The sequence below is a fragment of the Variovorax sp. 22077 genome, assembly GCF_052044195.1.
GTDB classification, from domain to species: domain Bacteria; phylum Pseudomonadota; class Gammaproteobacteria; order Burkholderiales; family Burkholderiaceae_C; genus Variovorax; species Variovorax atrisoli.
The window spans coordinates 54,855-77,419 of sequence record NZ_JBQEQC010000010.1; the positions used below are offsets into that span (position 1 = coordinate 54,855).

The 22,565-nt window shown below is 68.5% G+C and carries 19 protein-coding genes; 3 read left to right on the forward strand and 16 right to left on the reverse strand.

Going from position 1 to position 22,565, the window contains the following annotated elements:
* Positions 1–21 precede the first annotated feature (21 nt).
* Complete coding sequence (locus ACTJLF_RS16080; protein ID WP_019658061.1) at positions 22–936, forward strand: LysR family transcriptional regulator; 915 nt, start codon at positions 22–24, stop codon at positions 934–936.
* A 127-nt stretch (positions 937–1,063) separates the two neighbouring features.
* Here ACTJLF_RS16080 and ACTJLF_RS16085 read toward each other — a convergent pair whose 3' ends face one another.
* The 16 genes from ACTJLF_RS16085 to ACTJLF_RS16160 all read right to left on the reverse strand — a co-directional run bounded on the left by ACTJLF_RS16085 (position 1,064) and on the right by ACTJLF_RS16160 (position 20,086).
* Positions 1,064–1,495: a VOC family protein gene (locus ACTJLF_RS16085; protein ID WP_019658062.1), complete on the reverse strand. Its 432-nt coding sequence runs from the start codon at positions 1,493–1,495 to the stop codon at positions 1,064–1,066.
* Positions 1,496–1,740: 245 nt separating this feature from the next.
* Entirely contained in the window at positions 1,741–2,304 is a 564-nt protein-coding gene (locus tag ACTJLF_RS16090) for a hypothetical protein (protein ID WP_157773835.1), read from the reverse strand.
* A 54-nt stretch (positions 2,305–2,358) separates the two neighbouring features.
* Entirely contained in the window at positions 2,359–3,867 is a 1,509-nt protein-coding gene (locus tag ACTJLF_RS16095) for a sensor domain-containing diguanylate cyclase (RefSeq protein WP_440883444.1), read from the reverse strand.
* Between the two features lie 276 nt (positions 3,868–4,143).
* Positions 4,144–5,421, reverse strand: a complete 1,278-nt coding sequence (locus ACTJLF_RS16100; RefSeq protein WP_440883445.1) for an NAD(P)/FAD-dependent oxidoreductase — start codon at positions 5,419–5,421, stop codon at positions 4,144–4,146.
* Between the two features lie 48 nt (positions 5,422–5,469).
* Positions 5,470–6,375, reverse strand: a complete 906-nt coding sequence (locus tag ACTJLF_RS16105; protein ID WP_440883446.1) for a GNAT family N-acetyltransferase — start codon at positions 6,373–6,375, stop codon at positions 5,470–5,472.
* 8 nt (positions 6,376–6,383) lie between these two features.
* Positions 6,384–7,709: an NAD(P)/FAD-dependent oxidoreductase gene (locus ACTJLF_RS16110; RefSeq protein WP_440883447.1), complete on the reverse strand. Its 1,326-nt coding sequence runs from the start codon at positions 7,707–7,709 to the stop codon at positions 6,384–6,386.
* A gap of 77 nt (positions 7,710–7,786) precedes the next feature.
* Positions 7,787–9,262, reverse strand: a complete 1,476-nt coding sequence (locus ACTJLF_RS16115; protein WP_440883448.1) for an aldehyde dehydrogenase family protein — start codon at positions 9,260–9,262, stop codon at positions 7,787–7,789.
* A gap of 45 nt (positions 9,263–9,307) precedes the next feature.
* A complete protein-coding gene (locus ACTJLF_RS16120; RefSeq protein ID WP_019658070.1) occupies positions 9,308–9,661 on the reverse strand; it encodes a cupin domain-containing protein in 354 nt (117 codons plus the stop codon).
* Between the two features lie 177 nt (positions 9,662–9,838).
* Positions 9,839–11,317: an NAD-dependent succinate-semialdehyde dehydrogenase gene (locus tag ACTJLF_RS16125; protein WP_440883449.1), complete on the reverse strand. Its 1,479-nt coding sequence runs from the start codon at positions 11,315–11,317 to the stop codon at positions 9,839–9,841.
* A gap of 46 nt (positions 11,318–11,363) precedes the next feature.
* Positions 11,364–12,452, reverse strand: a complete 1,089-nt coding sequence (locus ACTJLF_RS16130; RefSeq protein WP_126185789.1) for a tartrate dehydrogenase — start codon at positions 12,450–12,452, stop codon at positions 11,364–11,366.
* A gap of 130 nt (positions 12,453–12,582) precedes the next feature.
* Complete coding sequence (locus ACTJLF_RS16135) at positions 12,583–14,199, reverse strand: ABC transporter ATP-binding protein (RefSeq protein WP_440883450.1); 1,617 nt, start codon at positions 14,197–14,199, stop codon at positions 12,583–12,585.
* Between the two features lie 120 nt (positions 14,200–14,319).
* The gene (locus tag ACTJLF_RS16140) at positions 14,320–15,234 is read right to left on the reverse strand and encodes an ABC transporter permease (protein ID WP_126185787.1); all 915 of its coding nucleotides are present in this window, start codon (positions 15,232–15,234) and stop codon (positions 14,320–14,322) included.
* 16 nt (positions 15,235–15,250) lie between these two features.
* A complete protein-coding gene (locus ACTJLF_RS16145; RefSeq protein WP_126185786.1) occupies positions 15,251–16,207 on the reverse strand; it encodes an ABC transporter permease in 957 nt (318 codons plus the stop codon).
* A 171-nt stretch (positions 16,208–16,378) separates the two neighbouring features.
* A complete protein-coding gene (locus tag ACTJLF_RS16150; RefSeq protein WP_440883451.1) occupies positions 16,379–18,001 on the reverse strand; it encodes an ABC transporter substrate-binding protein in 1,623 nt (540 codons plus the stop codon).
* Positions 18,002–18,085: 84 nt separating this feature from the next.
* A complete protein-coding gene (locus ACTJLF_RS16155; RefSeq protein ID WP_440883452.1) occupies positions 18,086–19,378 on the reverse strand; it encodes an NAD(P)/FAD-dependent oxidoreductase in 1,293 nt (430 codons plus the stop codon).
* A gap of 42 nt (positions 19,379–19,420) precedes the next feature.
* Positions 19,421–20,086 carry a haloacid dehalogenase type II gene (locus tag ACTJLF_RS16160; protein WP_019658078.1) on the reverse strand — a complete coding sequence of 222 codons (666 nt, stop codon included), beginning with the start codon at positions 20,084–20,086 and terminating at the stop codon, positions 19,421–19,423.
* A 604-nt stretch (positions 20,087–20,690) separates the two neighbouring features.
* Here ACTJLF_RS16160 and ACTJLF_RS16165 point away from each other — a divergent pair.
* On the forward strand, positions 20,691–21,569 hold the full coding sequence (locus tag ACTJLF_RS16165; RefSeq protein WP_440883453.1) for a GNAT family N-acetyltransferase: 879 nt from the start codon (positions 20,691–20,693) through the stop codon (positions 21,567–21,569).
* 12 nt (positions 21,570–21,581) lie between these two features.
* A complete protein-coding gene (locus ACTJLF_RS16170; protein ID WP_440883454.1) occupies positions 21,582–22,520 on the forward strand; it encodes a 2-hydroxyacid dehydrogenase in 939 nt (312 codons plus the stop codon).
* The last annotated feature ends 45 nt before the right edge of the window (positions 22,521–22,565 follow it).

The following is a 22,565-nucleotide window of genomic DNA, read 5'->3' on the forward strand; positions in this document are numbered from 1 at the left end:
TCCTCGACGTGGAAGAGACCATTGATCAGCGAACTCAAGACCTTCATCGCCGTCTGCAAGCACGGCACGTTCGCGGCAGCGGGCGAAAGAATCGGCCTCACGCAGTCGGCCGTCAGCAGCCAGATCAGGCGGCTCGAGGAGTCCCTGGGCTTTGCGCTGTTCGACAGGACCGGTCGCTCCGCCACGCTCAACGAGCGAGGCCAGGGCACGCTGGAGCGCGCGAAGGAGATCTGCGCGCTGTACGAGAAACTCGGCGACGCGCCGGACGACGCCTCGTTGAACGGCCTGCTGCGCATCGGCGCCATCGCCTCGGCGCAGCCGACACTCCTGGCGCGTGCGCTCGAGCGGCTGCGCCAGATCCATCCCAGGGTCCGCGTGCATGTGGCGCCCGGCGTGTCGATGCACCTGATGGACGACCTCGACACCGGCAAGATCGATGCGGCACTGATCATCCGGCCGCCGTTCGGCATGCTGCCCGACCTGACATGGCAGCCGCTCGTTCAGGAGCCCTTCGTGCTCGTCGTGCCGAATGCGGTCCGCGGCAAGGACTGGCGCACGCTCATCCAGACGCAACCCTTCCTGCGCTACGACCGCGCGTCATTCGGCGGCCGGATGGTGGAAGGCTTTCTTCGTCGCGAAGGCCTGTCGGTCAACGACGCGGTCGAGATCGACGAGATCGCGGGGCTGATCCACCTGGCGTCGAAAGGGCTCGGCGTGGCCCTCGTCCCGCTGGTGGAGGCGCACGTGCCGCTGCCGCCGGGCGTGCGCGCCGTATCGCTCGGGGAATTCACCTTCTACCGCGAGATCGGCCTGCTGCGCCGCAAGCCTCGGCTGACTCCGCCCATCGTGGCGCAGTTCGCGGAGTGCCTGCTCGAGGCATCGCAGACGAGGCCGACAACGCAGGCACGCAGGAAGAAGACGCCGGCTCCGCGCTGAGCGTGGAACCGGTCCGTGCCTCGCAGCCGACGGGCCGCAGGCACACGACGCAGGTGATCCTTCGCTCAGTCGCCGAGCCCTCGGTCCTTGGCGTACCTCGTCGGCTTCGAGCGAAACGCCACCAGGCTCACTTGGCGAACAGCGACCCGAGATCCGCGAAAGACTTCATCTCGATCGCGTTGCCCGACGGATCGAGGAAGAACATCGTCGCCTGCTCGCCCACTTCTCCCTTGAAGCGGATGTAGGGCTCGATGACGAACTTGGTGCCGCGCGCGATCAGCTTGTCGGCCATCGCCTGCCACTGCTCCATCGGAACGATGGCACCGAAGTGGCGCACCGGCACATCGTGGCCGTCCACTGCGCTGCTGCTGCGGTGGCCGCACTCGTCGGGTGCGAGATGCGCCACGATCTGGTGTCCATAGAAATCGAAGTCGACCCACTCGGGGGCGCTGCGGCCCTCTGGGCAGCCGAGCAGTTCGCCGTAGAACGCGCGCGCTTCCGCGATGTCGCGGACCGGAAAGGCCAGGTGGAAGGGGATTCGAGTGGTGCTGGAAGTCATCGTGAATGCCGGTGGGTTGGAAGCAGGTCACTGTAGGAAACTGCACCAACGATGAAAAGCAATATGTTTTTCTTGTGAGCAAGATGAATTTCGATGAATCGAGCATCGACACCATCCATCGGCCGTGTTCCTTCTACTCGCTCAAATCGCCACTGGACCGCTGAAACTTCGCTGCCGATGACTCGATCTTCAGCACCCTAGCCTCCGAGGCCTTCGGAAATTCGCTTGCGACGATGCCCATCCGACTACTTGATCCGCCGCAGGAGATCCTTCGTTTTCTTCTTCGAGGTGAAGCGGTTGCGCAGATCGCGCAGCAGGACCGGCACCAGCTTCCACGCCGATGCCCCGTCGAGCCCGCGCGCCGGGGCGAGGTTCAGCAGGGCGATGAACAGGCTCATGTAACCGAGTATCGCGACCGCGACAGGGAACACGGGCGCGGCGCCGAGTGGCGTCGTCTGCGCCAGCACGATCAGCGGTATCGCGACCGCCAGCTGCACCAGCACGCCGCCCCAGGCGACCAGGGCGGCCTCTCTTACGCTGCCCGGCTGCTCGTAGACGCAGACTCCGTGAATGAAGGTCAGGTAGATGTCGGTGGCCGGATAGCCGAGCCGCCTGGCCACGAGCGCATGACCTGCCTCGTGCAGGAGGATGACCAGAAAGTACGCGGCGACGGCAACGAAGGCGTGGAGCGGTTGCCGGATCAATACGCCGAGCAGCACGCCTGCCGCGACGAGCGCCGACCAATGGACATGCAGCCGTGCGCCCAGGATCCGGGGCCTGCGGAGAGTGATACAGCCGCGCATATGCATGTGCTCCTCCGTGTTCGAAGAGCGCGATTCTAGAAGCGGCTGCGCGACGGCAGGCTACGGCTGGGCTGCAGGCTCGACAGCCGTCCAGACAATGCAGTTTCTCCCGCTGCCCTTGGCACGGTAGAGCGCGTCGTCCGCCGCCTTCGTCAAGGCTTCGAGCGAGGTGTGATTCGACCGGCGGACCGTGGTGCAACCGATGCTCACGGTCACGGGTGGCAGGTCTTGGTTGCCGTCGCGCAGGCGGGAACGCTCGGCCTCGACGCGTATGGCCTCGGCGACCTGCATGGCACCCGATTCGTCCGTGTCGGGCAGAACCACCACGAACTCCTCTCCGCCATACCTCGCCGCGAGATCGCCCCGCCGACGGACGTGCCTTGCGATGCAGGCCGCGAGATGCTGCAGCGCGACGTCGCCCTGGGCATGCCCGTGCTCGTCGTTGTATCGCTTGAAATTGTCCGCATCCACGAAGAGCACCGAGAGGCAGCTGCCGCTTCGCTGCAGCCGGTCCCACTCGTTTTCCAGCGCCGCATCGAGTGCGCGCCGGTTCTTCAGGCCCGTGAGCGGATCGGTCTGGGTCAGCTCCCTCAGGTGCTCCTCCGCCATCACACGGCCTCGCAGGGCGAAGGCGAGGAGCCACACGCCCGCGCAGAAGGCGCTGCCCACCAGCAGCGACGAGAGGCCCACGATCCACGAGAGCTTCTTCCACGATTCCAGCGCGTCGTCCATCGCGGGTGCGACCACCGCGATGAACGGCGTCCCGGGTACGCGCCGGAAGGTGTACAGGCGAAGCGTCCCGTCGATGACCGACGGGGCCGCATAGAAGCCCGACTCCCGATCGAGCATGCGCGGAAAGGTCGGCGACTCCTTGACGCTGTATTTGCCCATGGCGGGCGTCCGCGCGACCAGCGTTCCGTCCGTTCGCACGATCGACGCCACGCCATGCGGGCCGATGTCGAGCTTGTCGAGCAGCTGCGTGAAATACTCGAGGTCGATGGCCACGAGCGCCGTCCCGGCGAAGGCCCCGTCCGGACGATTGATCCTCCGGCTCAGCGCGACGGCCTCCACACCCCCGCGCGAGCGGGCGCGATAGGCCTTCGACACATAGAGGCCGACCTCGGGAGAATCGCGATGCACGGTGAAATAGTCCCGGTCGCTGAAATCCCACCGGTGCGTGCTGGAACAGCAGCCATCGATGAGCCGGCCCTTGTCGTCGGTGACGCCCATGCCGGTGACGTAGCGGGCGGACAGTGTGGAGCCGAACAGCAGTTCGTGCCGGACGTCCGCCTTCAGGTCGCGGATGGCGGGCTTGTCCAGCGCAGCGATCAGCATGAGCAGCGATTGATCCGCCGACTCGATGGTGCGCGAGATGTTGCCGGCGAGGACGGCGGCCACGTTCCTCGACATGCCGTGCGCATGCTCGATGGCCGTCTGGCGGTCATTCCACAGCGTGAAGGCGCTGATGGACAGCACGACCAGGGTCAGCAATGTCCCGAGCGCACCGACGACGAGCGGGTGACGGCCCGCCGATGTGGCAAGTCTCGAAGAGCTGGCGCGAGGGGGCATGAGGATCTCTTGGCGATGGACGGCGCCGGCGCTTCCCGAGTCATCGTCTCCCGGGTATCGATGCCTGAACCGACTCGCATCTCTTCGCGGGGCGACGGGAGAACCGGCTTGCCGCGACATCGCCTTCTCGGGGCCCGCATCGCGCTGTCGGTCGTTTATACGTGCGACTCGGTTGGTTGAACTAATCAACTACATGCGCCGAAACGACAAGGGCGTACCGGGCCTCATCCGTCGCCATGGCACGAAGCCGGCATCTGGCCAGTCTATCGACGGATTTCAGCGCACCAGGTCCTGGAATCGGTAGTACGCACCGACGATGGGAAGAAACCAGGGCTTGCCGAAATGGCCGGGGATCGCCGGCCAGTCGAAGTCGCGCCATGGATTCAGGTCCGCACGGCCGTTCATCACCTCCGCCATGATCGCGCCCATGTAGGTCGACATATGGGTGCCATGGCCGCTGTAGCCCATGGAATAGAAGAGCCCGTTGCGCTCCCCGGCGCGGGGCAGGCGGTCGCGCGTCATGTCCACCATGCCGCCCCAGCAGTAGTCGATGCGGGTGTCCCTCAGTTCGGGGAATAGCTCCACGAGCGAGCGGTGCAGGATGGCGCCGCTCTTCCTGTCCGAGGCGGGGTTGCTCGCCGCGAAACGCGCGCGGCCGCCGAACAGGAGGCGGTTGTCGGGCGTGACGCGGAAGTAATTGACGAAGTTCTTGGTGTCCGTCGTCATGCGGCGCCGCGGCGTGAGGCGGTCGAGCACCTCGACCGGCAGCGGCTCGGTCACGATGATGAAAGCCCCGACGGGAACGATCCGGCGACGGATCCAGCCCAGAGGCCCCACGGCCGAGGTGCCGGTCGCCAGCAGCACCTGCCGGGCGAGGATGCTGCCGCGAGGCGTTTCGACCCGATGCGCCGAACCGCCCTGGCGTTCGAGGCCGATGACGGGCGTGTTCTCATGGATGTGCACGCCGCGCCTTGCCGCCGCCACGGCCAGGCCGTGGCCATAGCGGCCCACGTGCATGCCGGCGCTCTTGCGGAAAACGAGGCCGCCGAAATAGCGATCGGAGCCGATCTCGCTGCGCAGTTCTCCCCGCGTGACCATGTGGGTGTCGGGATCGCACTCCTTCTGCATCAGCGCCTGCGAGCGCGCAAGCGTGTCGTAGTGCGCCGGCTTGGCAGCGAGCTTGAGCTTGCCGACGCGCCTGAAGTCGCAGTCGATGCCTTCTTCGGCGATCAGCGATTCCACCTTGGAGACACCCGCGTCGAACGCGCGATAGAGCATGTTGGCGCGCTCGCGCCCCAGCCGTCCCGCCAGCGCGCAGTAGTCCTGCGCGAAGCCGTTGTTGCACATTCCGCCGTTGCGGCCGGAGGCGGCGCTGCCCACGGTCGCAGCCTCGAACACCGCAACGCTCGCCCCCTTCTTCGCCAACGCGATCGCCGCGGACAGCCCGGTGAAGCCTGCGCCCACGATGGCGACATCGACACTGCCGCTGGGCGCCTCCGTCTGCCCGCCGGTGAATCGGGGGGCTGTATCGAGCCAATAGGGCATCAGTTTCATGGACGAACTTCCGGCGCCTTCGCAGACGCATGCGGGTGGATCTGAGGGTCAACCGAACGACTGGTTGGACAGGGCGAACAGGCGCGCCTGCGCATCGGTATCGAGCGAGCGCGACGAGGCTTCGCGCACCATGCCCACGGCATGGTCGACGCATGGCAGGCCCGATTTCTCGAGCCACGTGGACAGGCCGCCGGCTTCCGTCACGTCGATGCGAACGAAGCGGCCGCGGGCGCTGCGCGCGAGCGCGACGACGAGGTCCGTTGCGTCCACCGCGGCGTCGGCGCCGGACGCGACCACCGGTCCGATCACCAGGCCGCGACCGAACTCCCGCAGGCAGGCGTAGGCCGATGCGCCAGTGCCACGATCAAGGACCACCGTCGTTCCCACGCGCAAGAGCGCATCCAGCAAGGCGCTCCTGTCCATTCCCGTGGCGGCGAGATCCAGCTGCCGCACCTTGGCGGCATCCGCCGCACGCATCGAGCGCACGCCTGCCGGCGCGGGTGCATGGGCCAGGGCGGCTTCTCCGGTCAAGACGGCCTGATGCTGGAACACCCGGCCGCGGGCAGCGAACCCGAACCGGGCATAGAGTGGCAACCCTTCCGTGGTGGAGTTCAGCAGCACCGTGCGATCGCACGCGGCGTCGAGCAGATGCTCCATCAGGGCGCGGCCCAGCCCCTGGCCCTGCATCTTCGCGTCGACGATGATCATCCCCGCCGAGGCATGCGCCGGACCGAAGGGCCACCACATCGCCGTGGCGACCAGCCGCCCGTCGGCTTCCGCCGCAAAGCCATGGCCCAGTTCGAAAGCGAAGCGCCAGTCGGCCTCCCGATAGGGCCAGCGCAGGGCAGCGGATTGCCCGAGCGCCTGCGGCAGGTGGGTTTCGCGCAGCGCGGTCAACTGAACACCGATTCCAAGCGCCGGCTTGAGCAGGTCGCGGGAGGTCCCGAAGGCCATGGCGCCTCCTAGAAGTCGGCCACCTTCCCACGGGCCGAAGCCAGGAATCTGTCGGGGTGGTAGGGACGGGGATCGACGAGCGGGGATGCGCCGCTGACGATGTCGGCGATCAGGTGCCCGGCGCCAGGGCCGATGCCGAAACCGTGGCCGCTGAAGCCGGCGGCCAGCACGAGCCCGCGCAGGCTCGGCATTTCGCCGATGCCGGGGACGCCGTCGGGCGTGCTGTCCACATAGCCGGCCCAGGCCGCGGTCACCGAGCTGTCCGCCAACGCCGGCACCAGCTCGACCGCGCGCCTGTACGTCAGGTCGACGACCGAGGCGTCGGCCTTCGGATCGAGGATGCGCATGCGCTCCATGGGCGTCGTCTCGTCGAGCCGCCATCGGGCGAAGCCTTCATGGCCGCAGCGGATGCCTTCGAGCCCGCCAGGTGCGAGATTGCGCCAGCGCCGCTGGAACATCGGCAGGAACTGCGGCGCGAAACGCAGCAGCTGCGGCGTCGGGTCCACACGTCCCCGTCCGCTGATGGCCAGCGTGTAGCCGCCGTCGGCGCGGCGCGTCATGGACACGCCAGTGGTGTGGAGCGCTGCGGGAATGTCCTTGCCCGAGGGGGTCACCGACAGCGCCGTCTGGCGGATCGCAGCCTGGGGAAAACGGATGCCATATTGGCGACAGAACGAGGATGCCCACGCGCCGCCGGCGAGCACCGCGACCCGGGTGCGGATCGTCCCGCTCTCGGTGACCACCGCGCAGACCTGGCCGCCTTCGGTTTCGAGGCCGCGCGCCGCGCAGCCCTGGTGCACGGTGCCGCCGAGATTCATGAAAGCCCGCGCCACGGCCGGTGCGGCACGCGAGGGGTCGGCGGTGCCATCCGTCGGGGCGAAGACGCCGCCTTTCCATGCCTTGCCGGTGGCGTGACCGCGCTGCGCCGCTTCACCCGCGGTCAGCATGCGCGTCTGCACATTCACGGAGCGTGCGAACTCGCCCCAGCGCGCCCAGCCGTCGAGTTCCTTCTCGCTGTTGCTGAGATAGAGCAGCCCGCATCTGCTGAAGCCGGTGACTTCGCCGGTGTCCTGCGTGAATCGCTCCCACAGGTCTAGGCTCTTCGTGGCCATCGGCAGTTCGCGCGCATCGCGGTTCTGCTGCCGGCACCAGCCCCAGTTGCGGCTCGATTGCTCGGCACCGACGCGCCCCTTCTCGACGAGCGCGACCTTCAGGCCGCGCCTGGCCATGTAGTACGCGGCGAAAACCCCGATGATGCCGCCGCCGATCACGACGGCGTCGGCGTGCGTCGGCAGTTCAGGACTGGATTCGACGGCGGATAGAGGCGCAGGCATTCTGGGTATGTCCCTTGGACGTCAGTGAAAACTTGAAGGCATGCTCGATGGCGATGGCGGTCGATGCCGGAAGGCGATCAGTAGCCGACGATCGCCTTGGTCTCGAGGTATTCCTCGAGGCCGTGGACGCCGTACTCGCGTCCGTTGCCGGAGCGCTTGTAGCCGCCGAACGGCGCGTGGCTGTTCCATGGCGGATAGTTGATGTGCACCTGGCCCGCGCGCAGCTGCGAGGCCACGCGCCGCGCCCGCTCGCGATCGGCGGACTGCACGGCGGCGCCGAGTCCGTAGGCCGTGTCGTTGGCGATGGCGATGGCCTGCGCTTCATCCCGGTAGGGCATCAGCACCAGCACGGGGCCGAATATCTCTTCCTGCGCCACGCGCATGTCGGGCGTCACGTCCGAAAAGACCGTCGGTCGTGCGAAGTAGCCACGGGTCAGGCCGTCCGGCCTGCCCGGGCCGCCGCAGACCAGCCTGGCGCCTTCTTCGATCCCGCTGGCGATCATCGCCTGCACCCTTGCGTACTGCGCGGCGTTCGCGATCGGCCCCATCGATGTCTTCTCATCGCGCGGATCGCCTAGCGTGATGCCGGCAACCGCCGCGCGGACCAGCGACTCCACCTCGGCCAGCCGCGACGCAGGCACGAGCATGCGCGTCGGCGCGCTGCACGACTGGCCCGCATTGCGCATGCCTGCCAGCACGCCCTTCGCCACGCCTTCCTCGAAATCGGCGTCGTCGAGGAACAGGTTCGGCGACTTGCCGCCCAGCTCCTGCACGACGCGCTTGACGCTGACGGCACCCGCCTGCGCCACGAGCACGCCGGCACGCGTGGAGCCGGTGATGGAGATCATGTCGACATCGGGGTGTGCGGCCAACGCAGCGCCGACCACCTCTCCGGTGCCGCCCACCAGGTTGAAGACGCCGGCCGGCGTGCCGGCGTCGTGCATCACCTGCGCGAAGAGCCGCGCGCTGAACGGCGACAGCTCGCTGGGCTTCAGGACGACCGTGCAGCCGGCGGCGATCGCCGGCGCGACCTTGGCGGTGACCTGGTACAGGGGCCAGTTCCACGGCGTGATCAGCGCGCACACGCCGATCGGCTCCTTGGAGATCGCGAAGGCGCCCTCCGGGGAGAGAAACTCGTATCGCCGCAGCACTTCGATCTGCGCGCGCACGTGGGCGATCCCGAACGGCACATGGGCCGTCCTCGCGAACCCGATGGGCGTCCCCATCTCCGTCGTGATGGCTTGCGCGAACTGCTCCGCCCGCTCTTCCAGCAGCGCGAGGATCCGGCCCAGCAGCGCCATGCGCTCGTCGACCGTGCTTCGAGAGAACGAGCCGAAGGCGCGGCGGGCCGCGGCGGCGGCGAGGTCCACGTCCGCCGATGAGCCGGCCGCGACATGCCCGACGACCGCCTCGGAGAACGGATCGACGACGCCAATGCGTGGCGCTTCCGCGCGATCCTGCCAGCGGCCGTCGATATAGAAGCGCAGGTCGTCGCCATTGCCGCCGACACTGCTGATGCCGCTGGCGCCGCGGACGTTGTCAGTTGCCGTCATCGGGTTGCACTCCACTGCAGTTCGTCCGTTCGGAGGCAACGCGGCTCAAGCGGTCACCCACACCTTGCGCACGGTCTCGATGGTGCGCCAGGTTCCGACGTAGCCGGGCTTCATGATGAAGCAGTCGCCGGCCCGGTAGGTGATCGGCGCGTGGCCCTGCTCGGTGATCTCCACCACGCCGGAGAGGATCAGGCAGAACTCCCAGGTCTCGCCCTTGATGGAGTGATTGAGGCCGACCGTCGATTCGAACACTCCCGCGCGCACCTTGCCGTCTTTTGCGCTGTCGACGTCCCAGTTGCGGCATACGATGTCGCCCTCGATGACCCGCTCCGCCGGCGGACGGTATTCGCGCGGCGCGCCGAGCTTGTCGAGTTCGAAGGGGATGAGAAGCCTGGACATTGAAAGCCTTTCTTGAGGGTCCGATGCCGATCAATGCTAAGGAAAACACTGCCGCATCGATGCTGAACCACGCAGGGCTAAAAGCGGGAAATGTGCGTTTGCAGGGGCCTCTTGGTGGATCGTGCCGCGGCGCCGGTTCGTCACCGGCCGCGCGGGTTCCGCCAGGCTTGCGAGGTGCTACAGCTGCCCCTGGCACACGTACTTGATGTGCATGTAGTCCTCCAGGCCGTGCACGGAGCCTTCTCGGCCGTAGCCCGATTCCTTCACGCCGCCGAAGGGCGCGGCCTCGGCTGCCAAGGCGCCTTCGTTGATGCCGACGATGCCGGTCTCGAGCGCGTCTGCCACGCGCGAGATGCGGCGCACGTCCGTCGAATAGAAGTAGGCGGCAAGGCCGAACGGCGTTCCGTTGGCCGCGGCGATCACCTCGGCTTCGGACTCGAAGCGCGTGATCGGCACGACCGGCCCGAACGTCTCTTCGCAACTGCATTCCATGGTCGCATCGGCGTTCACCAGTACGGTGGGCGCGAAATAGTTGGGACCGTCGCAGCGCGCGTCGCGAAGCCGCTTGCCGCCGACCACGACGCGCGCGCCCCTGGCGACGGCGTCCTGCACGTGGCGCTCGATCTTGTCCACGGCACGTGCATTGATCATCGGACCGATCTGCGAATCGGCCTGCGTGGCGGGGCCCACCTTGAGCGCGCCCACCCGCGCCACCAGCCTGTCGACGAACGCATCGTGCACCCGGGCCTGCACGAACACACGGTTCGGCGACACGCAGGTCTGGCCGCCGTTGCGGAACTTGGCGGCCATCAGGCCGTCGACCGCCGCATCGAGGTCCGCATCGTCGAACACGATGAAGGGTGCGTTCCCGCCGAGCTCCAGCGAGAGCTTCTTCAGCGTGTCGGCCGAACGGCGGGCGAGGTGCTTGCCCACGGGCGTCGAGCCGGTGAAGGTGATCTTGCGCACGCGCACATCGTCGAGCCATGCATCGACCACTTCGGGCGTGCGCTCCCGCGAGGCGGTCACGATGTTCAGCACGCCGGAGGGAACGCCGGCCTCGGCAGCCAGCTTCACGAGCGCGAGCGAGGTCAGCGGCGTGTCCTCTGCGGGCTTGCACACCACCGTGCAGCCCGCGGCGAGCGCTGGTGCGATCTTGCGCGCGATCATCGCCGCCGGAAAGTTCCACGGCGTGACCGCGGCGACCACGCCCACCGGCTCGCGCAGCGCGAGCATGCGGCGGCCCGCCACCGGCGCGGGGATGATCTCGCCGTTGGCGCGCGTCGCCTCCTCGGCGAACCATTCGATGTAGCTGGCCGCATAGGCGACCTCGCCGCGGCCTTCGGCCAGCGGCTTGCCCTGCTCGCGCGAGATGAGCCTGCCGAGGTCCTCCTGGTGCGCCATCACGAGGTCGTTCCAGCGCTTGAGGATCTGCGCGCGCTGCTTGGCGGGCACGGCGCGCCAGGCGGGAAAGGCGGCGTGGGCCGCATCGACGGCAGCCCGTGCATCGGCGGCCGTGCCGTCGGGCACGCTCGCAAAGATGGCGTCGGTGGCCGGGTCGCTCACTTCCAGGCGGCGTGCGTCGGCGGCTTCGCGCCAGTCGGTGCCGATGAGCATGCGGCCGGGCATCAGGTCCGGGCGTTCGATATGGAGAGGCATGGTGGTTGTTTGATGGTTCTTGAGAGGGAATGGGAACGCGCCCGGATCAGCCGGCGGCCACGCGCTCGGCGATCGCCATGCCGAGCTCCGTGGTGGAAGCCGTGCCGCCCAGGTCGCGGGTGCGCGGTCCGTCGCGCAGTACGGCCTCGATGGCCGCCAGGATCGCGTCGTGCGCGGCGCGCCCCGGACCTTGCCCCTGCGTGAGGAAATCCAGCATCAGGGCCCCGGACCAGATCATCGCGATCGGATTGGCGATGTTCTGGCCGTAGATGTCGGGCGCCGAGCCGTGCACCGGCTCGAACAACGACGGAAACCTGCGCTCCGGGTTCAGGTTGGCCGAGGGCGCCAGGCCGATGGTGCCGGTGGTCGCAGGCCCGAGGTCGGAGAGGATGTCGCCGAACAGGTTGCTCGCCACCACCACGTCGAAGCGCGTGGGCTGCAGCACGAACCGCGCCGACAGGATGTCGATGTGCTGCTTGTCCACCGTCACCTCGGGGTAGTCGGCACCCACCGCATCGGCGCGCGCGTCCCACCAGGGCATGCTGATGGCGATGCCGTTGCTCTTGGTGGCCACCGTCAGGTGCCTGCGCCCGCGCGCACGCGCGGTCTCGTAGGCGAAGCGCAGCACGCGATCGGCGCCGTGGCGCGAGAACACCGACTCCTGGATCACGATCTCCCGCTCGGTGCCTTCGTACATCACGCCGCCGAGCGAGGTGTACTCGCCCTCGGTGTTCTCGCGCACCACGAGGTAGTCGATGTCGCCCGGGCTGCGGCCGGCCAGCGGACAGGGCACGCCCTCGAACAGGCGCACCGGCCGCAGGTTGATGTACTGGTCGAACTCGCGCCGGAACTTCAGCAGCGATCCCCACAGCGACACGTGATCGGGCACCGTCGCGGGCCAGCCGACGGCGCCGAAGTACAGCGCGTCGACGCCCTTGAGCTGCTCCTTCCAGTCGTCCGGCATCATCCGGCCGTGCGCCGCGTGGTAGTCGGCGCAGGCCCAGTCGAGGTAGCGGCAATCGAGTTCGAAGCCGAAGCGCTCTGCGGCGGCCTGCACCACGCGCACGCCCTCGGGCATCACCTCCTTGCCGATGCCGTCGCCGGGAATCACTGCGATGCGGAAGGTGGGTGTCATCTCGGTTCTCCATGAATCGGGCGGGGTTCTTCCAGGAACACCGGGGAGCCGTCTTTGCCGGGCCGTTGGTGTTGCCCCCGGAAGAGGGGGTCGGCAGCCACGCGAAGCGGGCAGAGCCTGGGGGCGAAGCTCATGCCCTGCGGTCCATCTCGTCGAGCCAGCCCTGGCGCAGCTCCGGCACGGAGCGCGCGAGCAGCTCGTAGTAGGGGTGGTGCGGGCCCCGGTCGTAGTCGGCGCGTGCCACCTGCGCGAGCTTGCGGCCGTGCTGCATCACGACGATCTCGTCGCACACCGCGCGCACCGTGTGCAGGTCGTGGCTGATGAAGAGGTACGACACGCCCAGCTCGCGCCGCAACTCCGCCATGAGGTCGAGCACCGCCGCGCCCACCACGGTGTCGAGCGCGGAAGTCACCTCGTCGCACAGGATCAGGTCGGGCTCGGCCGCGAGCGCCCGCGCGAGGTTCACGCGCTGCTTCTGCCCGCCCGAAAGACCGCCCGGCAGGCGCCCGGCCACGGTCTGCGGCAGCTTCACCAGGTCGAGCAGCTCATGGATGCGCCTGCGCAGCGGCTCGCCGCGCAGGCCCTTGTAGAACTCCAGCGGCCGCGCCAGGATGCGCTCGATGGTCTGCGAGGGGTTCAGCGCCGTGTCGGCCATCTGGAACACGATCTGGATGCGGCGCAGCTCGTCGCGTTCGCGCTGCTGCAGCGTCGGCTTCAGTTCACGGCCGCGGAACAGCACGCTGCCGCTGCCGGGCTTGAGCAGCCCCGCCACCGCGCGCGCCAGCGTGGTCTTGCCTGAGCCCGATTCGCCGATCACGCCGATGGCCTGGCCGCGGTAGAGCTTCAGGTCGATGTCCTGCAGGATCGGCTTGGCGCAACGTCCCTGCGCATCCACCGGGCCGTAGCCGGCGCAGAGCTGCCGCACCTCGAGCAGCAGCTCCCGGCCGTCGTTCGCGGCATTGGCGGGCGAGCGGGCCTGCGGGCGCGCCGCGGCCAGCAGGCTCTTCGTGTAGTCGTCGGCCGGCGCGGCGAGGATCCGGCCGGTCGCGTTCAGCTCGCGCATGCTGCCGTTGCGCAGCACCAGGATGTGGTCGGCCATCTGCGCCACCACCGCGAGGTCGTGGCTCACGTACACCGCCGTGGCGCGGCGCTCCCGCACTACGCGGCGGAAGGCGCGCAGCACCTCGATCTGCGTGGTCACGTCCAGCGCCGTGGTCGGCTCGTCGAGGATCACGAGGTCGGGGTCGCCGATCAGCGCCATCGCCGCCATCAGCCGCTGCAGCTGGCCGCCCGAGACCTGGTGCGGATAGCGCGTGCCGATGCGCTCCGGATCCGGCAGCGCCAGCTCGCGGAAGAGCTGCACCGCCTTCGCCTCGGCCTCGGCGCGCCTGCACAGGCCGTGGATCACGGTGGGCTCCACCACCTGGTCCATGATCGTGCGCGAGGGGTTGAACGAGGCCGCGGCGCTCTGCGCGATGTAGGCCACGGTTCGGCCGCGCAACGCACGCTGCGCCCGCGCATCGAGCGCCAGCACTTCCGTGTCGCCGATGCGCACGCGGCCGCCGGAGATGCGGCAGCCGTGGCGCGCATGGCCCATCAGCGCAAGCGCGGTGGTTGTCTTGCCGGAGCCCGATTCGCCGATCAGCGCCAGCACCTCGCCGGGCTGCACGGAGAAGCTCAGGTTGTCGACCAGCGTGGCGGCACCCGCATGGATGCACAGCCCTTCGACGATCAGGTTCGCGCCCATGTCATCGGCTCCCGTCTGCGCCAGGAACAACGCGGAGCCGGCTTTGCCGGGCCACCGGTGTCGCTGCCGTCGTGGAGGTCGGCTGCCGCACGAAGCGGGCAAGCCTGGGGATGGGTTTCATCAGCGTGCTCCTCGTTCGCGGGCCTGACGTCCCGGAAGGTTGTCGATCACCAGGTTGACCGCGATGGTCAGGCTCGCGATGGCGAGCGCCGGCACGATCACCGAGGCGCCGCCCATGGCCAGCGCGCCGATGTTCTCTCGCACCAGAGAACCCCAGTCGGCGGCCGGCGGCTGGATGCCCAGGCCCAGGAAGCTCAGGCTCGCCAGCAGCAGCACGATGTAGACGAACCGCAGCCCCAGGTCGGCCAGCATCGGGCCGACGATGTTGGGCAGGATCTCGCGCAGCATGATGTAGAGCGTTCCTTCGCCGCGCGTGCGAGCCACCGTGACGTAGTCGAGCGCATTGATGTTCACGGCCAGCGAACGCGCGATGCGGTAGGCACCGGGAACGTAGATGATCGCCGCCGTGACCACCAGCATCGGCACCGACGAGCCGAAGCCCGCCACCATGATGAGCGCGAACATCTTGCTCGGGATGGCGGTGAGCGTGTCGAGGACGCGGCTGAGCGTCGCGTCGATCCAGCGGCCGCTCGCGGCCGCCAGCAGCGCCAGGACGGTGCCCGTGCCGCTGGCCAGCAGCGTCGCCAGCAGCGCCACGCCGACCGTGTAGCGTGCGCCCTCGATGATGAGCACGAGCATGTCGCGGCCCAGGTAGTCGGTGCCGAGCCAGTGCGCCGCGCTGATCGGCGCGAAGACGTTCGCGGTGCCGGCGCCCGCCGGGCGCAACGAGAGCAGCCAGGGGCCGAGCGCCGCCGAGAGCACCCAGAAGAGCAGCACCGCGAGGCCGATCAGCCCCGAGGGGCCGAATCCTGCGAGCCAGCGCAGCGGCCCGCCGCGCCGTGCGCTTCCCGTGGTCGGCGGCGTCACCGGGGCGGCTGCGCTCAGGCGAGTCGAAGGCGTGGAGGACGATTCCATGATGGCTTCCCCTTGGTCAGCCATGCCGCAGGCGCGGATTGGCAAGGATGCCGCAGACGTCGGCGGCGGTCACCAGGAGCAGGTAGGCGCCGCAGAAGATCATGGCGCAGGTCTGCACCAGCGGCATGTCGCGCTGCGAGACGCCATCGACCATCAGCTTGGCGATGCCCGGGTAGTTGAAGATGGTCTCCACGATGATCACCCCGCCGAGCAGATACGACAGGCTCAGCGCCACGGCGTTGGCGATCGGCCCCACCGCATTGGGCAGCGCGTGCGCCAGCACCGTGCGCATCGGCGATGCGCCCTTGAGCCGCACCATCTCGATGTAGGGCGCTTCCAGCTGGTCGATCACGGCGGCGCGCGTCATGCGCATCATCTGCGCGACGATCACGCAGCACAGCACCAGCACGGGCATCGCGAAGGCCTGCAGCATCTGGCCGAGCGAATCGATGTCGCTGACGAAGGACAGCGCCGGCAGCCAGCGCAGCTTCACCGCGAACACCAGCACCGCGAGCGTCGCCACCAGGAACTCCGGCACCGACACCACCGCCACCGCCGAGGTCGACGCCGCGCGGTCGAACCACGAGCCGCGCCACACCGCCGAGGCGATGCCCAGCATGAGAGCGATCGGCACCGAGAACAGGGCCGTGACGGCAGCCAGCAGCAGCGAGTTGGGCAGCCGGCTCGCGACCAGCTCCGACACCGGCATCTGCGTCGTGGACGAGCGCCCCAGGTCGCCCCTGGCCATGCCCGCCAGCCACTGCGCATAGCGCTTCGGCGCCGGCACATCCAGCCCCATCTGCGCACGCAGCGCGGCCAGCGCCTCCGGCGTGGCGTCCTGCCCGAGCTGCTCCTCGGCCGCGTCGCCGGGAAGCACCGCGGTGATCGAGAACACGATCACCGACACCGCCAGCAGCGACAGCAGCGCGAGCGCAATGCGCTGGGCAAGGAGCTTGAGGATCACCTGATTCATGTCAACTCCTCCGGTCAACCATCTGCCACTTGCCACCGTGTGCCGCCGCAGGCCGGCGCAGCCCCGCCGGTTCGCGGGACACCACGGAACCGGCTTTGCCGGGCCGCAGGTGTCGCCCCCTGCAAGGGGGTTGGCGCAGCGACACGAAGTGCGCGAAGCCTGGGGGTGTGCTCATGCCTCCAGCCACACGTTTTCCGCGAAGTTGTAGCCCATGAGCCCGCCCAGCGGAATCGGCGACAGGCCCTTGAGCTTGGAGGTGTGGCCGTCGATGCTGGCCAGGAACATCGGAATGCCGAGGCCCGCGTCCTGGTGGATCATGGTCTGCATGTCGGCGTACATCTGCTTGCGCTTGGCCAGGTCGGTTTCGGCGCGCGAGGCCAGCAGCAGCTGGTCGAACTTCTCGCTCTTCCAGCGCGACTCGTTCCACGCCGCGTTCGACTGGAAGAACTGCGTGAGGAGCACGTCGGCGCTGGGGCGCGGGTTCACGTTGCCGAAGCCGACGTGGCTGTTGAGCCAGTGGTTCGACCAGTAGCCGTCGGCCGGCATGCGCTTGATGTCGAGCTCCAGGCCCGCGCGCTGCGCCGCCTGCTGCAACAGCAGGGACATCTCCACCGAGTACAGCGCCGCGGGCGACGTCACCAACGGCACCTTGCCGGTGACGCCGGACTTCTGCAGGTGAAACTTCGCCTTCTCCGGGTCGAACGGGCGCTGGGGCAGTCCAGCGAAGTGGAATCGGTTCGTCGGATCGATGGGCTGGTCGTTGGCCACCACCGCGTAGTCGAGCGCGATGGTCTTCTTCATCTGCTCGCGATCGAACAGGTGCTTCATGCCGAGCACGAAATCGGGGTTGGCGCCGGGGCCCACATCCTTGCGCATGATCAGGTCGGAATACTGGCCCGACTGGGTGACGAAGATGCCGAAGCCCGGCGTGCCCTTCACGCGTTCCACCGAACGCGGATTGACCGAGCCCACCAAGTCCATGCCGCCCGACAGCAGCGCGTTGACGCGCGCGCTCTCGTCGCCAATGCCCACGAACTCGATCTCGTCGAGGTAGGGCTTGCCGGGCTTCCAGTAGGCCTCGTTGCGCACCACCACCGAACGGATGCCGGGCTTGAACTCCTTGAGCTTGTAGGGGCCCGTGCCGATGCCGGCGTTGAAGTCGGTGGTGCCGTCCTTGACGATGTGGAAGTGGTAGGTGCCCAGGATCACTGGCAGGTCGGCGTTGGGCGCGCTCAGCACGATCGTCACTTCGTTCGGACCCGTGGCCTTCACGCTCTCGATCTGGTCGGCGAGAACCTTGGCCTTGGAGGCGGTGGCCGCGTCCTTGTGGCGCATCACCGAGAACACCACATCGGCGGGCGCGAGCGGCTTGCCGTCGTGGAACACCACGCCCTTGCGCAGCGTGAAGACCCAGACCTTGGCATCCTTGGTGGTGAACGATTCGGCCAGCGCGGGTTGCGGCGTGAGGCTGCTGTCGAGCGAGGTCAGGCCGTTGTAGACCATGTTGCAGCGCGAGTAATCGGTCTGGTTCGACTGCTTGGCCGGATCGAGCGTGTCGGTTGCCGCAGCAGTGGCGCCCGCCACGCGGATGCGCCCGCCGCGCCTCGGCGTCTGTGCGTGGGCAGACACCGCCATGCCCGCGAGGCTGCCCGCCAGCGTGACCTGCATGCCGCCGGCCATCAGCATCGCAAGCACGTCGCGTCGCGACGCGCCGCGTTTCAACGCGCTCATCACGCGAAGGCTTTCGCCGGGACCGACGAGGTCTTCGAACCTCTTGTTGCTGCTGTCGCTCATGATGGGTTACTCCTGTGTGGCCGGTGACCGGGGGTTGAAGAACAAAACGAACGCTGAACGAAACGGGTCGGACTCGCTGCGCGCTCAGGCCAGCTTGTCCTTGAGCGAGTAGTAGAGGCCGACGGCCGGAAGGAACCACGGCGGGCCGAAGTGCCCGGGAATGGCGGGCCAGGCGCGGTCGCTCCAGGGATTGGCGCCGGCATCGCCGTTCATCACGGCGGCCATGCGCTGGCCCATGTGCACCGACATCTGCGTGCCGTGGCCGCTGTAGCCCATGGCGTAGTAGAGGCCGTCGCGCTCGCCGGCGTGAGGCAGGCGGTCCTGCGTCATGTCGACCAGCCCGCCCCAGCAGTAGTCCAGGCGCACGGCACCCAGTTGCGGAAAGGTTTCCGCGAGCCCGGCGCGCAGGATCTCGCCGCTCGCGGCATCCGACTGGGGGCTGGAGATCGCGAATCGCGCGCGCCCGCCGAACACCAGCCGGTGATCGGCCGTGAGCCGGAAATAGTGATGGATGTTCGCGATCGTCGTGTACGTGCGCCGCGCCGACAGCAGCGCCTGTGCGCGCTGCGCGCCGAGCGGCTCGGTCACGACGATGAAGCTGCCGATCGGCACGATGCGCCGGCGCAGCCAGCCGAAGCTGCCGTAGCCGCCATGGCGCGTGGCACCCGTGGCCAGCAGGACCTGCTGCGCGGTGACGGTGCCGCGTGAGGTGTGCAGCCGGTGTGCGTGGCCCTGGCCGAGCCGTTCGAGCCGGTTCACCGTCGTGGCGGTGTGGATCTGCGCGCCGTGGCGCTGCGCCGCCTCGGCCAGGCCATGGGCGAAGCGGCCCATGTGCATCTGGCCGCTGCGCTTGTAGAGAAGGCCGCCGTGGAAGCGCTCGCTCTGCACCTCGGCGCGCACCCGCGCCGCATCCAGGAGCTCGACGTCGGTGTCCACGCCGTCGTCGATCAGGCGCCGCGCGCTGCGCTCGAGCGCCTCCATCTGGCCAGGCCGCGTGGCGAGCTTGAGCTTGCCGTGCCGCAGGAAATCGCAGTCGATCGCCTCGTCGCGTACCAGCCGCGCCACGGTGTCCACTGCGGCGTCGTAGGCCCGATACCAGGCGCGGGCCTTTTCGACGCCGACCTTGGCGGCCACATCGGCATAGTCCACGGCCAGCCCGTTGTTGACATGCCCGCCGTTGCGGCCCGAGGCCTCCGCCGCCACACGCGCGCCAGCCTCCAGGACAGCGACGCGCGCGCCGCGCTTCGCCAGGGTCAGCGCCGCGGACAGGCCCGTGAACCCGCCGCCGACGATCGCGACGTCGACCTGTTCCGGCAGCGCATGCGCTGCAGGCGTGAAGGCTGCGGCGCTATCGGTCCAGTAGGAGTCGAGCTTCATGGCGGGGCGAGCAACGGGCGAGGCAGGGAGACCGCGGTGCGATCAAAGACCGACGACGCCGGGAAGGCCGCCGATGTCCTTGATCTCGGTGTAGCGATAGGCCGGGTTGCCCGGGCCGTGGCCGCGGTTGACGAAGACCTTGTTGACGATGCCCAGGTCGTCCGCCGACATCAGGTCGTAGCGCATGCTGGACGAAACGTGCAGCACGTCCTCCGGGTTGCAGCCGAGCGAGTCGAACATGTACTCGAAGGCCTTCAGCCGCGGCTTGTAGGCCTGCGCCTGCTGCGCGGTGTAGACGCGGTAGAAGGGCGCGCCGAGCATCGCCACGTTCTTCTGGATCTGGTCGTCCGAGGCATTCGAGAGGATCACCAGCGGGATCTCCTTGGCGACTTTCGCGAGGCCGGCCGGCACGTCGTCATGCGGGGTCCAGGTCGGTACGGCGTCGTAGATCTTCTGCGCGTCCGCGTCGAAGTACTGGATCTTCCATTTCTTGCAGAGGCGCCGCACTGCGTTCTTGAGCACGACCTCGTAGGGCTTCCAGTCGCCCAGCACCTCGTCGAAGCGGTAGGCCGTGAAGTCCGCATGGAACTCCTCCATGCGTTCTGCGGGGATGCGGTCGGCGAACAGGTCGGCGGCCATCTCCTTCATGCGGAACCGGGTGAGGGTGCCGTAGCAGTCGAAGGTCACGTATTTGGGACGGAAGCTCATGGTGTCGGGTCCTTTTCAAAGGGAGGGCAGGGAAGGCAATTGCGACAAGCTCATTACGGATTGATTGCAGCACGCAGCTGCATGACGTATGTAGGGAAAAGAGGTGCCGTCGAAACCAAAGCTGCGGTTTGTGGTAGCGGCAACAGCATGGCGTGCGGTCTGCCCCGCGCACGTGCGGACATGCACCTTGGCGCGCCGCCGCGAGGCTGTTGCGCACGTTCTTGATGCACGCTGCGTGCGCATGCCGGACTGCGCCGCCATGAGGTCGCCGTCCCGCGTCGAAGGGCATGAAGCGTGCTTCGAGGATGCGGTGCAAAGGCGCTTGTGAGGGGGTCGACCGGAGGCTCGCATGGCGATGGGCTGCATGGAAGTTGGCGCGGCGTGGGGAAGTGACCGGGACGGCCGAGACGGCCGGTCGATGCTAGGCAAACCGTCGCGGCATTTGTGTTCGTATGCGGGCGTGCCACCGCAGCAAATTGCGAGAAGAGGGCGCCTGGCAGGCGAAGCTTGCGAGTTGCAGCGAAAGCGCCATCCGGTCTGGTGCGGCGCCGCAATGTCGTCCAAGATGGAGCGAATTCCCGTCGCAACATACAGAGAGATTCCGATGTCCGAAGCCCCTGAGAACGCACCGACCACGGATGGCGTGGTGCTCAGACCGATGACTTCCGCCGACCTGCCGCAAGCGCACGCGCTGTCTGCCGATTTGCGCTGGCCGCACCGGCTGGCAGACTGGGAGCAGGTCTTCGCGCATGCCGAAGGCATCGCGGCCGAGCGCGACGGCGAGCTCGTCGGCACCGGCCTACGGTGGCGCTGGGGCGAGCGCCATGCCACCATCGGCCTGGTGATCGTCACCCCCGCGTGCCAGGGACGCCGCATCGGGCATCGGCTCATGCGCTCGCTGCTCGACGGCATGGAAGACCGCTCGCTGCTGCTGCACGCCACCTCGCAGGGGCGCGGACTCTACGAGCGCCTGGGTTTCGTGCGGACCGGCGAGGTCCGGCAGCACCAGGGCATCGCCCAGCCCGCACCGCTGATCGCGCTGCAGCAAGGCTGGCGCCTGCGCCCGGCGGGTCTCAACGAACTGCCCGCGCTGCAGGCCCTGGACACCGCAGCGCGGGGCATGCCGCGAGAGGCGCTCATCGCCGAACTGCTGCAGGGGGCCGACGCCTGCGTGGTGCTCGACCACGACAACACCGCGAAGGGCTTCGCCATGCTGCGCCGCTTCGGCCGGGGCCATGCCATCGGTCCCGTGGTCGCGCCCCATGCCGAGGGCGCGAAGGCCTTGATCGCGCACCTTGCCGGCCTGAATGCGGGCAACTTCACGCGCATCGACATCGATTTCGACAGCGGCCTGGCGGAATGGCTGGAAGCGATCGGCCTGCTGCGCGTGGATGCGCCCACGACGATGGTGCGCGGCGCGCCCCTGGCCAGGCCTGCGGAAGCGCCAGCGCTGTTCGCGCTCGTGACGCAGGCCGTGGGCTGAAGGAGCACCCCTGTGGACACCTCCTTCACCTTCCTCTACAAGTCCGATCCCGTCCGGGGACGCCAATGGGCCGAAGTGTTCGGCCGCCGCCGGCCGGACATCGACTTCCGCGTCTGGCCGGACGTCGGCGACCCCGCGAAGGTGCGCTTCCTCGCGGCATGGGAGCCGCCCGACGACCTGGGCACGCGCTTTCCGCATCTGAAGGTGCTGTTCTCTTCCGGCGCAGGCGTCGACCAGTTCGACTTCGCGTCTTTGCCGCCCGCGCTGCCGGTGGTGCGCATGGTCGAACCCGGCATCGTGCGCGGAATGGTCGAGTACGTGACGCATGCGGTGCTCGGCCTGCACCGCGACATGCCGCAGTATCGGCGCCAGCAGCAGGAGGGGCGCTGGAAGCCGCTGCCGGTGCGCCCGGCGGGCGAACGGCGCGTGGGCGTGCTCGGCCTGGGATCGCTCGGGCAGGCCGTGCTGGCGCAGCTCGTCGCGCTGGGCTTCGACTGCGCGGGCTGGAGCCGCTCGCGCCACGAGGTCGAGGGGGTGCAATGCCACGCCGGTGCCGATGAGCTGCCGGCCTTCCTCGCGCGCACCGACATCCTCGTATGCCTGCTGCCGCTGACCGACTCGACGCGCGGCTTTCTCGACGCGCGCCTGTTCTCGCAGCTGCCCGAGGGCGCTTCGCTCGTGCACGTCGGACGCGGGCCGCAGCTGGTCGATGCCGACCTGCTTGCCGCACTCGAAAGCGGCCGCATCGCGGAGGCGGTGCTCGACGTGACCGACCCCGAGCCGCTGCCGCCCGGGCACGCGTTCTGGCGGCATCCGCGCATCCAGCTCACACCGCACATCGCGAGCATGACGCAGCCGCTGAGCGCTGCCGAGGTGCTGCTCGACAACATCGAGCGCTTCGAGGCCGGCGAGCGGATGCTCGGGCTGGTCGACCGCGCACGCGGGTATTGAGAAGAGAAGCCGCGACGAGAAGCGCAGAAGGACCGGGTCGCCGCG

Bases quoted from the DNA above. Each gene is read 5' to 3' on its own strand.
- ACTJLF_RS16125 (WP_440883449.1), bottom strand. From the start codon at position 11,317: ATGCCTCTCCATATCGAACGCCCGGACCTGATGCCCGGCCGCATGCTC.
- ACTJLF_RS16145 (WP_126185786.1), bottom strand. From the start codon at position 16,207: ATGAATCAGGTGATCCTCAAGCTCCTTGCCCAGCGCATTGCGCTCGCG.
- ACTJLF_RS16160 (WP_019658078.1), bottom strand. From the start codon at position 20,086: ATGAGCTTCCGTCCCAAATACGTGACCTTCGACTGCTACGGCACCCTC.
- ACTJLF_RS16120 (WP_019658070.1), bottom strand. From the start codon at position 9,661: ATGTCCAGGCTTCTCATCCCCTTCGAACTCGACAAGCTCGGCGCGCCG.
- ACTJLF_RS16155 (WP_440883452.1), bottom strand. From the start codon at position 19,378: ATGAAGCTCGACTCCTACTGGACCGATAGCGCCGCAGCCTTCACGCCT.
- ACTJLF_RS16095 (WP_440883444.1), bottom strand. From the start codon at position 3,867: ATGCCCCCTCGCGCCAGCTCTTCGAGACTTGCCACATCGGCGGGCCGT.
- ACTJLF_RS16165 (WP_440883453.1), top strand. From the start codon at position 20,691: ATGTCCGAAGCCCCTGAGAACGCACCGACCACGGATGGCGTGGTGCTC.
- ACTJLF_RS16100 (WP_440883445.1), bottom strand. From the start codon at position 5,421: ATGAAACTGATGCCCTATTGGCTCGATACAGCCCCCCGATTCACCGGC.
- ACTJLF_RS16105 (WP_440883446.1), bottom strand. From the start codon at position 6,375: ATGGCCTTCGGGACCTCCCGCGACCTGCTCAAGCCGGCGCTTGGAATC.
- ACTJLF_RS16130 (WP_126185789.1), bottom strand. From the start codon at position 12,452: ATGACACCCACCTTCCGCATCGCAGTGATTCCCGGCGACGGCATCGGC.
- ACTJLF_RS16150 (WP_440883451.1), bottom strand. From the start codon at position 18,001: ATGAGCGACAGCAGCAACAAGAGGTTCGAAGACCTCGTCGGTCCCGGC.
- ACTJLF_RS16135 (WP_440883450.1), bottom strand. From the start codon at position 14,199: ATGGGCGCGAACCTGATCGTCGAAGGGCTGTGCATCCATGCGGGTGCC.
- ACTJLF_RS16085 (WP_019658062.1), bottom strand. From the start codon at position 1,495: ATGACTTCCAGCACCACTCGAATCCCCTTCCACCTGGCCTTTCCGGTC.
- ACTJLF_RS16090 (WP_157773835.1), bottom strand. From the start codon at position 2,304: ATGCATATGCGCGGCTGTATCACTCTCCGCAGGCCCCGGATCCTGGGC.
- ACTJLF_RS16115 (WP_440883448.1), bottom strand. From the start codon at position 9,262: ATGACGGCAACTGACAACGTCCGCGGCGCCAGCGGCATCAGCAGTGTC.
- ACTJLF_RS16140 (WP_126185787.1), bottom strand. From the start codon at position 15,234: ATGGAATCGTCCTCCACGCCTTCGACTCGCCTGAGCGCAGCCGCCCCG.
- ACTJLF_RS16110 (WP_440883447.1), bottom strand. From the start codon at position 7,709: ATGCCTGCGCCTCTATCCGCCGTCGAATCCAGTCCTGAACTGCCGACG.